Source organism: Roseateles saccharophilus, assembly GCF_004342485.1.
GTDB classification, from domain to species: Bacteria; Pseudomonadota; Gammaproteobacteria; order Burkholderiales; family Burkholderiaceae_C; genus Pelomonas; species Pelomonas saccharophila.
The window spans coordinates 152,355-164,500 of the sequence record NZ_SMBU01000006.1; the positions used below are offsets into that span (position 1 = coordinate 152,355).

A 12,146-nucleotide genomic window follows, 5' to 3' on the forward strand; every position below is an offset into this window, starting at 1 on the left:
GAATATGGCCTCAAGTCTCGAACTCGATCTGCACATCGCCGCGCGTGGCTCGCGCCTGGCCAGCCTGCACGCGGCGCTGCGCGAGGCCATCGCCAGCGGCCGGCTCGCGCCGGGCCTGCGCCTGCCTTCGTCGCGCGAGCTCGCGGCCAGCGTGGGCGTGTCGCGCAACACGGCCGTGGCGGCCTACGAGCTGCTGGCGTCCGAGGGCTGGCTGGAGTCGCGCGGCGGCGCGGGCAGCTTCGTCGCGGAGCTGCCGCGGGCCGTGGTGCAGGTATCGGACCGCGCCAGCGTCGCCCCCTGGGCCGACAGCCCCTGGCTGCGCGGCGAGCTGTCGGCGCTGCCGGCGCCCGGCGCCCACAGCCCGGCGCCGGCCTATCGCTTCATGACCGGTGTGCCCGACATCGCGGGCTTCCCCTTCGAGGTGCTGCGCCGCCTGCAGACGCGCGCGTTGCAGGCCGTCGCGCGCGAGCCGGCGCGCTACTCGCGCCCGCAGGGCCTGCCGGCGCTGCGCGAGGCCATCGCCGGCCATGTGTCGTCGTCGCGGGCCGTGGCCTGCACGGCGGACGACGTCATCATCACGGCCGGCGCGCAGCAGGCCTTCGACCTGATTGCGCGCGTGCTCGTCACGCCGGGCCGCACGACGGCCGCCGTCGAGGACCCGGGCTATCCGCCGCTGCGCGCCGCGCTGATGGCGGCCGGGGCGCGGCTGGCGCCGGTGCCGGTGGACCGCGAGGGCCTGGTCGTCGACGCGCTGCCGGCCGGTGCGCGCATCGTCTGCGTGACGCCCTCGCACCAGTTCCCGCTCGGCGTGGCCCTGTCGCTGGCACGGCGGCGCGAGCTGCTGAACTGGGCGGCGCGTGAGCAGGCCGTCATCGTCGAGGACGACTACGACGGCGAGTTCCGCTTCACGCCGCGGCCGCTGGACGCGCTCAAGACACTGGACCGCGACGGCCGCGTGTTCTACGTCGGCACCCTGTCCAAGAGCATGTTGCCGGTGCTGCGCATCGGCTTCATCGTCGCGCCGGCCTGGGCGCGCGAGGCCCTCGTCGCGGCCAGGCAGGTGGCCGACATCGGCGCGCCGGCGCTGATGCAGCGGGCTGTGGCGGACTTCATCGGCGAGGGCCATCTGCTGCGCCATGTGCGGCGCATGCGCGCCGAATACGCCGAACGGCGCGGCGTGCTGGAGCAGATGCTGGTGCGCCATCTCGGCGCGCGCGCCGACATCTACCCCGCCATCGCCGGCCTGCACCTGTCCGCGGCCCTGGCCGGCGACTGCACCGAGCTGGCGCGGCGGGCCTGGCAGGCCGGCGTGGGTGTCGAGCCGCTGAGCCGTTACCGCCTGGCGGCCGGCGGCGTGGACGGCCTGGTGTTCGGCTATGGCGCGATCAGCGCGGCGCGCATCCCCGAGGCCGTGCGGCGCCTGGCCGAAGCGCTTGGCACCCTCTGAATTACCGAACTTGGCTCTGTGACGACGGTGGCCGCCTGCCTACGCTGGCGGCTCGATTCACGAGAGAGCCCCATGCCCCATTTCATGTGCCGCACCTGCGGCAGCGAGCACGAAGACAGCCCGCGCGCGCCGATGCTCTGCCCCATCTGCACCGACGAGCGCCAGTACGTCGGCTGGCAGGGCCAGGCCTGGACGACGCATGAGGAACTGGCCGCCACCCACCGCAACCGGTTGGAGATGGACCAGGGCCTGTTCGGCGTCGGCATCTCGCCCAATTTCGCGATCCCGCAGCGCGCGCTGCACCTGCCCGAGGCCGGTGTGCTGTGGGAGAGCACGGCCCTGGTCACGCCCGAGGCGGTGGCGGAGCTGAAGCGGCGCGGCGGCGTCGAGCGCATCTGCATCTCCCACCCGCATTTCTACGCGGCCATGGTGCGCTGGAGCGAAGCCCTGAGCGGCGTGCCCATCTTCGTGCACGAGAACGACCGCCAATGGGTCAGCCGCAGCTCGCGCTGGCTGGAGTTCTGGCGCGGCGACACGCTGGACCTGGGCCGCGGCGCGACGCTGCTGCGCTGCCCGGGCCACTTCCCCGGCAGCACCGTGCTGCACTGGCAGGGCGGGGGCCGGGCGCTGCTGCTGGCGGGCGACTCGCTACACGTGACGCAGGACAGGCGCCATGTGAGCTTCATGTACAGCGTGCCCAACCACGTGCCAGCGCGGCCGGTGCTGGTGCGGGAGACGCAGGCGCGGCTGCGCGGCGTGCATTTCGACGACGTCTACGGCTTCACCTGGGGCCTGAACATCATCGGCCGCGGCCGTGCCGCGGTGGATGCGTCCTTCGAGCGCTATTTCGGCATGGTCGGTCAGGCGGCTTTTTCGACGTGAGCGTGGCGGGTGTAGAGGAAGGCTATGACTTGCTTGCGCGCCGCCGCATAGCGCGGGTCCTCGGCCAGCTCCACGCGCACGCGCGGTCGCGGGATGCCCACCTCCAGGATCTCGCCGATGGTGGCCGCCGGCCCGTTGGTCATCATGACGATGCGGTCCGAGAGCAGCACCGCCTCGTCCACGTCGTGCGTGACCATGACCACGGTGCTGTGCGTGCGCGCGACGATCTTCAGCAGCTCGTCCTGCAGCCGTGCCCGCGTCAGCGCGTCCAGCGCGCCGAAGGGCTCGTCCATCAGCAGCACCTTGGGCTCCATGGCCAGCGCGCGGGCGATGCCGACGCGCTGCTTCATGCCGCCCGAGATCTCGTGCGGGCGCTTGGTGCTTGCGTGGCTCATGCCCACCAGCTCCAGCGCGGCGCGGGCGCGCAGGTGCAGGCGCGCGCCGGGCTCCTTGCCGCCGAAGACGGACTCCACGGCCAGCAGCACGTTCTCCAGGCAGGTCAGCCAGGGTAGCAGGGAGTGGTTCTGGAACACGACGGCGCGCTCCGGCCCGGGCGCGGCAATCTCGCGGCCGTCGCAGATCAGCGCGCCCTCGCTGGGCTGCAGCAGGCCGGCGATCAGGTTGAGCAGCGTGGACTTGCCGCAGCCCGAGTGGCCGATCAGCGAGATGAACTCGCCGCGCTGCACGTCGAGGTTGATGCCCTGCAGCGCGTGGAAGCGCCCCTTGCGGGTGTTGAACACCATCTCGGCGTTCTGGACCTCGATGAAGGGTTTGGTCATGGCTTCAGTCCCCGTCGAAAGTGAAATGCTTGGCGAGGGCCATCAACGCCCATTCGAGCAGCAGCCCGACGATGCCGATGACGAAGATCGCGATGATGATGTGGGCGACGTTGAGGTTGTTCCACTCGTCCCAGACCCAGAAGCCGATGCCGACGCCGCCGGTCAGCATCTCGGCCGCGACGATGACCAGCCAGGCCGTGCCGACCGACAGGCGCACGCCGGTCAGCACATAGGGCAGCACGGCGGGCAGCAGGATGCGGGTGATGACGCGCCACTCACTGAGCTTGAGCACGCGGGCGACGTTGAGATAGTCCTCGGGTACGCGCTGCACGCCGACCGCGGTGTTGACCACCATGGGCCAGATCGAGCAGATGAAGATGGTCCAGATCGCGGCCGGGTTGGCGCTCTTGAAGGCCAGCAGGCCGATGGGCAGCCAGGCCAGCGGCGACACCGGCTTGAGCAGCGCGACCAGCGGCGACACCATGCGGCTGGCGAACTCGAAGCGCCCGACGACGAAGCCCAGCGGGATGCCCACCAGCGCCGCGAGGCCGAAGCCCATGGCCACGCGACTCAGCGAGTTCAGGATGTTCCAGCCTATGCCCTGATCGTTGGGGCCGTTGCGGTAGAAGGGGTCGGAGAAGAGCTGCACGGCGGCATCCCAGGTGGCCGCCGGGGTCGGGAAGCTGCCGCCCTTCAGCGTGGCCAGCGCCCAGATGCCGATGAGCAGCGCCAGGCCGAGCACCGGCGGCAGCACGCGCAGTGCGACGGCGCGCCAGTCGATGGGGCGCCTGGCTCGGGCAGGCCTGACCCGGGGCGGCGCCATGGCCGCTGCGGGGCGTCCGGCCGGGGCCGGCGTCGGGTTGGCTGCGGCGGCGGCGCCGTCGGCGGGCGAATGGAAGACTGCGGACACCATGGTCAGGCCTTGATCTTGAAGCTGTCGGCGTACTTCGCCGGATCCTTGCCATCCCAGACAAGGCCGTCGATGAACTTGGCTGTGCGGAAGTCGCTCCTGGGCACGCTGATGCCCATCGCGCCAGCGACCTGCTTGTAGAGCGCCGTCTGGTTGACCTGCCGGGCCACCGCGAGGTAGTCGGGGTGGGACTTGAGCAGGCCCCAGCGCTTGTGCTGGGTCAGGAACCACATGCCGTCGGACAGGTAGGGGTAGTTGACCGCACCATCGTTGAAGAACTTCATGTGGTCGGGGTCGTCCCAGGTCCGGCCCAGGCCGTTCTGGTAGCGGCCCAGGATGCGCTGGTTGATCGCGTCGACGCTGGTGTTGATATAGGCCTTCTGTGCGACGGTCTCGGCCATCTTGAGCTTGTTGGACAGGCTGGCGTCGATCCAGCGGCTGGCCTCCAGCACGGCCATCATCACGGCGCGCGTGGTGTTGGGGTACTTCCGGACGAACTCGGCCGTCGTGCCCAGCACCTTCTCGGGGTGGTCCTTCCAGATGTCCTGCGTCGTGTTGGCCGTGATGCCGATGCCGTCCATGATGGCGCGGTGGTTCCAGGGCTCGCCGACGCAGAAGCCGTCCATATTGCCCACGCGCATATTGGCCACCATCTGCGGCGGCGGCACGGTGATGAGCTTGGCGCCGGACAGCGGGTTGACGCCCGCCGCCGCCAGCCAGTAGTGCATCCACATCGCATGCGTACCGGTCGGGAAGGTGCCCGCGAAGGTGTACTCGCGCGGGTTGGCGGCCATCAGCTTGGCCAGCGAGGGGCCGTCCACCGCGCCCTTGTCGGCCAGCGCCTTGGACAGCGTGATGGCCTGGCCGTTGTGGTTCAGCGCCATCAGCACGGCCATGTCCTTTTTCGGGCCGGCCGTGCCCAGGTGCACGCCGTAGACCAGGCCGTAGAGCACATGGGCCATGTCGAGCTCGCCGTTGACGAGCTTGTCGCGCACGCCGGCCCAGGAGGCCTCCTTGCTGGGCACGATGCGCACGCCGTACTTCCTGTCGAAGCCCAGCACCGCGGCCATCACGACCGAGGCGCAGTCGGTCAGCGGGATGAAGCCGATGCGCACCTCCTCCTTCTCGGGCTTGTCCGAGCCCTGGGCCCAGGCGCCGCCGGCAAGGCCGGTGACGGGCAGGGCCGCCGCGGCGGCCAGCAGGCGGCGGCGGGCCGGGTCGGGCGTGGTGGGCGAGAGGTCGCGGACGGTCATCACGGGCTCCTGGGAAATGCAAGCGAAACGACGGCGCGACCGGGCTTCACCGCGGCGGCCGGGGCCGCGCGGGAAAAGGGGAGGTCGGACGCCGTTGTCCTGAAGCGCCGGCCGATTCATCAGCCGGCCGGCCCAAGAGGCCTGCGCCATTGCAGGCCTCATCCCGTTTCAGCAGATTGCGTGCCAGGTTTGAAGAGGCCGCCGCGGGCTCGCGCCGCACGCGCCCGGCGCAGGGCTGCGCCGCACCGGGCGGCCTGCGCCGGCGCGGTGCGTGCTTGTTGGTGCGGGATGCCCCAGTTCGGGCCTTGCGCGGTTCTCAGCGCGGGCGCAGCAGCTGGTCGGCGTCGATCAGGCGCGCGGCCACGGCGGCGAGGGTCTGGCCGCCATCCATTGCGAGCTGGCGCAGGCGCTGGAAGGCGGCCTCCTCGTCGAGGCCCTGCTCGCGCATCAGGATGCCGCGGGCGCGTTCGACGAGCTTGCGTTCGGCGAGCTGGGTCTGGGCCAGGCGCAGCTCGCGCTGCAGGGCCTGGTCGTGCTCGAATCGGGCCAGCGCCAGCTGCAGCAGCGCGCCCAGGCGCTGCGGCGGCAGGCCGGCCAGCTGCAGCGCGCTGACGCCGGCGGCCAGCGCGGCGCGCATCTGCGCGGGCGTCATCTGCTCGGCCACCAGCAGCACCGGGCGGGGCAACTGGGCCTGGGCCTGGCCGAGCTGCTCCAGCAGCTCGGGCGTGGGTTGCTCGCAGTCGATCAGCAGCAGCTCGGGCGCCTGGCGCACGAGCACGCTGCCGAGCGCGTCGGGGTCGGTGACGAGGTCGATCACGTCGACGAGCTGGCAGCGCAGGCGGATCAGCTCCAGCCGGATGACGGGGCTGCGGCGCTGGCCGGCATCGGCCAGCAGCACGCGCAGGCCGGCCAATGAAAACGGGGGCATGTCCATGCCCCCGTGTTGCAACTACCGTGCCGCGCCTACTTCAGAAGAAGATGCGGCAGCCACAGCGACAGCGTCGGCCAGAAGGTGACGATGAGCAGGAAGACCAGCATCGTCTTCAGCCAGGGCCAGACGGCGATGGTCAGTTCGGTGATGCCCATCTTCGTGATGCTCGACGACACATAGAGGTTCAGGCCCACCGGCGGGTGGCACAGGCCCACTTCCATGTTGACGGCCATCATGATGCCCAGGTGCACCGGGTTGACGCCGAGCTTGACGGCGACCGGGAACAGGATGGGCGCCATGATCAGCACGATGGCGGCCGGGTCCATGAAGTTGCCGGCGCCCAGCAGGATCAGGTTGACCAGCAGCATGAAGGCGATCAGGCCGAAGCCCTGGGCCGACATCCAGGCCGCCATGTTCTGCGGGATCTGCTCCGAGGCCATCAGGAACGAGAACAGCACCGCATTCGTGATGATGTAGAGCAGCATGGAGCTCATGGCCGCGGCCTTGAGCAGCACCTTGGGCACGTCCTTCATGCCCATGTCCTTGTAGACGAAGACCGAGATGACGAAGCCGTAGACCGCCGCGACGGCCGCCGCCTCGGTGGGCGTGAACTTGCCGCTGTAGATGCCGCCGATGACGATGACGATCAGCATCAGGCCCCAGAAGCTCTCGCGGAAGGCCTTCCAGCGCTCGGCCCAGCTGGCCTTGGGCATGCGCGGGTAGTCGTTCTTCTTGGCGCGCCACCAGGTGGTGAGGCCGAGCAGGATGGACAGGCACACGCCCGGCACGACGCCGGCGATGAAGAGCTCGCCCACCGACGCATTGCCCACCTGTTCGCCGTTCGGGCCGGTGGCCGACATGCCGGCCGTCGCGATGGAGAACATCACGAGGTTCAGCGACGGCGGGAACAGGATGCCCAGTGCGCCCGAGGTCGTGATGACGCCGGCGCCGAACTCCTTCGGGTAGCCCTGCTTGGTCATCGCCGGCAGGATGATGGAGCCCACCGCGACGACGGTGGCGACGGACGAGCCCGAGATGGCCGCGAACATCGCGCAGGCCAGCACGCCGGCCAGGCCCAGGCCGCCGTACCAGTGGCCGATCATCGAGGTGGCGAAATGGATGATCCGTCTCGCGACCCCGCCATGCGTCAGGAAGTTGCCCGCCAGGATGAAGAAGGGCACCGCCATGATCTCGAACTTCTCGATGCCGGTGAACAGCTTGAGCGCGACCGACTCGACCGGCACATCCGTCATCGTGAACAGGAAGGTCAGCACGGTCAGGCCGAGCGAGATCGAGATCGGCATGCCGGTGAGCATCAGGGCCACCAGCAGCGTGAAGATGATCAGCGTGTTCATGCGGCCTGCTCCTTGCCTTCTTCTTCGATGCCTTCGACGTGGCCGTGGTCCGCGTGCGGCACCTCGCCGGTCTTCAGGAAGTGCCAGCAGACCTGCAGGAAGCGGAAGCACATCAGGTAGGAGCCCAGCGGCACGCAGGAGTAGGCGATCCAGGTGGGCAGTTCCAGGTCAGGCGACGTGGGGCCCTCGCTGAGGTCGCCGACGTCGATGCCCAGCAGGTGGAAGATGCCGTAGTGGGCGCCGTTCTCCCAGACGAAGCGCGCGCCCATCGTGCCGACGACGCCCGTGAACAGCGCGCCGGCCAGCAGGCTGAAGACGATGAGGTAGCGCGCATGCTCGGGCTTGAGCTTGCGCACCAGCACGTCGACGCCGACGTGGGTGCCAGCCCGCACGCCGTAGGCGGCGCCGAACTTGGCCATCCAGACGAACATGTAGATGCACAGCTCCTGGGCCCAGCTCACGTCGATGCGGATGACCCAGTCCTGCAGCATCGGCACGCCGGCGAGGAAGCGATGCAGCACGGCAATCGCGATCACGATCGTCGCCGCGCCCATCAGGAAGGCGATCAGCCATTCCTCCAGATGGTCCAGCACTTTGTTCAGCATTGTTTTTCTCCTGACCTGCGGCGGCCTTGCCCAGCGTTGGGGCTACCCAGCGACTCCCGCCGATCCGGCTTTGCCGGTCGGCTGGGAGTGCCCCCCTTGAGGGGACTGAGGCTGGACACAAAGAGTCCTGAGGACTCTTTGTGCCTGCCGAAGGCCAAGGCCGCCGGCCTTGGCACGGCGAAGCCGGTAGGGGGTGGGCTTGTGAAAGGTCTTATTTCGGCGCGACGAAGCCCGCTTCCTTGTAGGCCGCTTCGACCGTGGCCTTGCCAACGCGGGCCGTCATCTCCTTGTGGACCGGCATCAGCGCCTTCTTCCACTCGTTGATCTCGGCCGGCGTCGGCGTGTAGATGGTGGTCTTGCCGCTGGCCTTGATGCCCTGCAGCGCCGAGGCGTTCTCGGTGCTGGCGATGGCGTTGGCGTAGGTGGTGGCGTCCTTCACGGCGCCTTCCAGCGTCGTGCGGATGTCGGCCGGCAGGCCGTCCCAGAACTTCTTGTTGACGATGACCGCATAGGCCAGGTGGCCGTGGTTGGACATCGTCATGTGCTTCTGCACCTCGAAGATCTTCTGCGTGTAGAAGTTGCTGGGCACGCCCTCGGTGCCGTCCACGACGCCGCTCTGCAGCGCCTGGTAAAGCTCCGAGAAGGCCATCACCTGCGGGATGGCGCCGAGTGCGCGCATCTGCGCGTCCAGCACCTTGCTGGACTGGATGCGCATCTTCAGGCCCTTGAAGTCCGCCACGTTGTGCAGCGGCTTGTTGGCGCTCATGATGTGGAAGCCGTTGTCCCAGTAGGCCAGGCCCTTGATGCCCTTGGGCTCCAGCTTCTTGAACAGGTCGGCGCCGAGCTGGCCTTCGGTGACGGCGCGGAAGGCGTCGGTGTCCTTGAACAGGAAGGGCAGGTCGAAGACCTCGAACTCCTTCACGCCCAGCGGGCCGAACTTGGCCAGCGACGGGGCCAGCATCTGGACCGAGCCCAGTTGCAGCGCCTCCATCTCTTCCTTGTCCTTGTAGAGCTGGCTGTTCGGATAGAGCTCGACCTTCACGCGGCCGTTGGTGCGCTGCTCGGCCAGCTCCTTGAAACGCTGGGCGCCCTTGCCCTTGGGCGTGTCGGGCGCGACGACGTGGCTGAACTTGATGACGATGGGAGCCTGGGCCTGGGCGGCGAAGGAGAAGGCCGACAGCGCAGCCACGGCAGAAGCGAGAACGAGACGACGCAAGACCATGTTTGTCTCCGTATGGTTGGTATGGGCGGGATTCTTCCGACCCGCCGCGTGCGGGGGTAGTTGTGGAGTTCCACATTTCGCACGGCCCGCAGCCTCCCTAGACTGCGAAGCATGAATCTGCGCGAGTTCCTGCCCCGAAGCCTGTGGCTGGCCCCCTTGGGGTTATCCCTGGTTTTCGTGCTGGGTGTGCTGGCCTGGGTGCGCGCCAACGAGGCCGACGAGCAGGAGCAGCAGCGCCAGACCATGATCTCGGATGCCCTCAGCACCGAGGCCCAGCTGCGCGACCGCATCGACGAGGAGCAGGCCCATCTGCGCCAGCTGGCCGCCGCGCTGGGCGGGCAGAAGCCCAGCACCGCCACGCTGGCGGCCCACCCGGAGGTCAATGCCGGCCTGCGCCGGCTGTGGCAGTCCGTCACCTGGCTGGACGCGCGCAACCGCGTGCTGGCCGAGGTGCCCGAGGACGCCGAGGCAGCCCACTCCGACGACGGCCTGTCCCTGCACCTGACGGCCCGCGTCGCGCCGGACGGCGTGCTCGTCGTGCGCTACGCGCCGGCCCTGATGCTCAAGCGCGGCGTGCCCTGGTGGCTGGCGCGCAAGTACGACGTGCAGCTGGTGGACAGCGCCGACCAGGTCATCGCCTCCACCACCGATTCCCCGATGCGCGCCGCCCAGGGCCCGCGCCCCAGCTACCGCGTCGCGCTGACCGGCCCGTTGCGCGCCAGCCCGCTGACGCAGGCCACGCTGACCGATGCCGCGCTGGAGCTGACGCTGCGCGACCCCGCCGTCAACGGCGCGCGCCCGCTGTCCTGGGTGCTGGTGGCCGGCTTCCTGCCGCTGATCGCCGTGGCGAGCTGGCTGATCCGCCGCCAGATGCGCCAGGTGCAGCGCGCCGAGGTGGCCGGCCGCACCGAGGCCGCGTGGCGCCGCGCGATGGAGGACTCGGCCCTCGTCGCGCTGCGCGCCCGCGACTTCGACGGCCGCCTGCTCTACGTCAACCGTACCTTCTGCGACATGGTCGGCCTGCCGGCGGAGCAGCTCGTCGGCCTGCTGCCGCCCATGCCCTACTGGCCGCCCGACGCGCTGGCCGAGGTGGCCGAGCGCAACCGCCGCAACCTCGCCGGCCAGGCGCCGCGCGAGGGCTACGAGGCGCACTGGCGCCACAGCTCGGGCCGGCTGGTGGACGTGATGGTCTTCGAGTCGCCGCTGGTGGATGCCGGCGGGCGGCAGATCGGCTGGATGGGCAGCATCATCGACATCACCGAGCGCCGCCGGCTGGAGGAGCGCGAGCGCCGCCAGGTCGAGACCCTGGCCCACAACGCGCGGCTGACCATGCTCGGCGAGGTCGCCTCCACGCTGGCCCACGAGCTCAACCAGCCGCTCACGGCAATAGCCAGCTACAACGCCGGCATCGCCAACTCGCTGGCCAAGATGGGCGTGCAGGACGAACTCGTCTGCGGCGCGCTCAAGCGCCTGGGCCAGCAGGCCGAGCATGCCGGCCGCATCGTCGCGCGCATCCGCGAGTTCCTGACCCGGCGCGAGCCCCGCCACGAGCCCTGCGATCTCAACGAGGTCATCAGCGCGGCCGTGGATCTGCTGCGCCGCGAGGTGCAGCGCCGCGAGATCGGCCTCGACCTCGCGCTGTCGCCGCAGGCGCCGCCGGTGCTGGCCGATGCGGTGCTGATCGAGCAGGTCGTCATCAACCTCGTGCGCAACGCGGCGGACGCGCTGATGGCCCGCGCGGCCGGGCGGCACATCGCCGTCAGCAGCCGCGTCGCCGGCGACTTCGTGCGCGTCGACGTGCAGGACAACGGCCCCGGCCTCGCGGGGCGGCGCGTCGAGCAGCTCTGCGCGCCGTTCTATTCCACCAAGTCCGACGGCATGGGCATGGGCCTGGCCATCTGCCGCTCCATCGTCGAGGCCCACCAGGGCGTGCTCGACGCCAGCGAGGCCCCGGGCGGCGGCGCGCTGTTCTCCTTCAGCCTGCCTCTGAGCCAGGAGATCGTCCATGGCTGACACCGGGGCGGGCGTGGTCCACCTCGTCGACGACGACCCCGGCGTGCGCGACGCGCTCGCCTTCCTGCTGCGCTCGCGCGGCCTCGTCGTGCGCGCCTTCGACGGCGGCCCGGCGCTGCTGGCCGCGCTGGACATGGAAGGCCCACCCAAGGGCGTCTTCCTGCTCGACGTGCGCATGGAGCCCATGAGCGGCACGCGGCTGCACGACGAGCTGCTGGCGCGCCGGCTGAAGAACCCCGTGCTCTTCCTGACCGGCCACGGCGACATCCCCATGGTCGTCGAGGCGCTGAAGAAGGGCGCCTTCGACTTCCTGGAGAAGCCCTACAGCGACAACGCGCTGGCCGACCGCATCGAGCAGGCCCTGGCCGTGGACGCGGCCATGCAGGCCGAAGGCGCCCAGGCCGCCGAGCGCAGCGCCCGGCTCGCCAGCCTGACCGAACGCGAGCGCGAGGTCATGACCCGCGTGGCCGCCGGCAAGCTCAACAAGGTCATCGCGGACGAGCTCAATGTGTCGGTGCGCACGGTGGAGGTGCACCGCGCGCGCGTGTTCGCCAAGCTGGGCGTGAGGTCGGCGGCCGAGGTGGCGACGCTGCTGGCGGGGCGCTGACGGAAGGTGGCTGTCGGCGGGCTTGACACTTGGCCGGCCGCGGCCCCGGCCTTGTTGTCCAAGTCCTTGATTGGCAATCAGTTTTTGCGTCTGGCGCGAATCATGCTTGGACTGGGGCATTTCTGATTCGATGGGGCCGCCA

General features: G+C 69.9%; 11 protein-coding genes. 4 read left to right on the forward strand and 7 right to left on the reverse strand.

Annotated features, from left to right (window positions below):
• Positions 1–4: 4 nt before the first annotated feature.
• Positions 5–1,447, forward strand: a complete 1,443-nt coding sequence (gene pdxR, locus EV671_RS07435; RefSeq protein WP_132570661.1) for a MocR-like pyridoxine biosynthesis transcription factor PdxR — start codon at positions 5–7, stop codon at positions 1,445–1,447.
• Between the two features lie 72 nt (positions 1,448–1,519).
• Entirely contained in the window at positions 1,520–2,329 is an 810-nt protein-coding gene (locus EV671_RS07440) for an MBL fold metallo-hydrolase (RefSeq protein ID WP_132570662.1), read from the forward strand.
• Here EV671_RS07440 and EV671_RS07445 read toward each other — a convergent pair.
• The 7 genes from EV671_RS07445 to EV671_RS07475 form a co-directional block, all read right to left on the reverse strand.
• A complete protein-coding gene (locus EV671_RS07445) occupies positions 2,308–3,108 on the reverse strand; it encodes an ABC transporter ATP-binding protein (RefSeq protein ID WP_132570663.1) in 801 nt (266 codons plus the stop codon). The two genes, EV671_RS07440 and EV671_RS07445, sit on opposite strands and share 22 nt — an antisense overlap.
• Before the next feature lie 4 nt (positions 3,109–3,112).
• Positions 3,113–4,021, reverse strand: coding sequence for a nitrate ABC transporter permease (ntrB, locus tag EV671_RS07450; protein WP_132570664.1), 909 nt, complete (start codon positions 4,019–4,021; stop codon positions 3,113–3,115).
• Positions 4,022–4,023: 2 nt separating this feature from the next.
• Positions 4,024–5,271: a CmpA/NrtA family ABC transporter substrate-binding protein gene (locus EV671_RS07455; RefSeq protein ID WP_132570665.1), complete on the reverse strand. Its 1,248-nt coding sequence runs from the start codon at positions 5,269–5,271 to the stop codon at positions 4,024–4,026.
• A 316-nt stretch (positions 5,272–5,587) separates the two neighbouring features.
• Positions 5,588–6,205 carry an ANTAR domain-containing response regulator gene (locus tag EV671_RS07460; protein WP_132570666.1) on the reverse strand — a complete coding sequence of 206 codons (618 nt, stop codon included), beginning with the start codon at positions 6,203–6,205 and terminating at the stop codon, positions 5,588–5,590.
• A 29-nt stretch (positions 6,206–6,234) separates the two neighbouring features.
• Positions 6,235–7,557: a TRAP transporter large permease gene (locus tag EV671_RS07465; protein ID WP_132570667.1), complete on the reverse strand. Its 1,323-nt coding sequence runs from the start codon at positions 7,555–7,557 to the stop codon at positions 6,235–6,237.
• Positions 7,554–8,162 (reverse strand): TRAP transporter small permease, encoded by a 609-nt coding sequence (locus EV671_RS07470; RefSeq protein ID WP_132570668.1) that lies wholly within the window; start codon positions 8,160–8,162, stop codon positions 7,554–7,556. Before EV671_RS07470 ends, EV671_RS07465 begins: the two co-directional genes overlap by 4 nt.
• A gap of 211 nt (positions 8,163–8,373) precedes the next feature.
• Complete coding sequence (locus EV671_RS07475; RefSeq protein ID WP_132570669.1) at positions 8,374–9,384, reverse strand: TRAP transporter substrate-binding protein; 1,011 nt, start codon at positions 9,382–9,384, stop codon at positions 8,374–8,376.
• Positions 9,385–9,495: 111 nt separating this feature from the next.
• On the opposite strand from EV671_RS07475, the gene EV671_RS07480 reads away from it, so the two are divergent.
• Both EV671_RS07480 and EV671_RS07485 read left to right on the forward strand, forming a co-directional pair.
• Positions 9,496–11,397: a sensor histidine kinase gene (locus tag EV671_RS07480; RefSeq protein ID WP_132570670.1), complete on the forward strand. Its 1,902-nt coding sequence runs from the start codon at positions 9,496–9,498 to the stop codon at positions 11,395–11,397.
• Positions 11,390–12,004 (forward strand): response regulator transcription factor, encoded by a 615-nt coding sequence (locus EV671_RS07485; RefSeq protein ID WP_132570671.1) that lies wholly within the window; start codon positions 11,390–11,392, stop codon positions 12,002–12,004. Before EV671_RS07480 ends, EV671_RS07485 begins: the two co-directional genes overlap by 8 nt.
• The last annotated feature ends 142 nt before the right edge of the window (positions 12,005–12,146 follow it).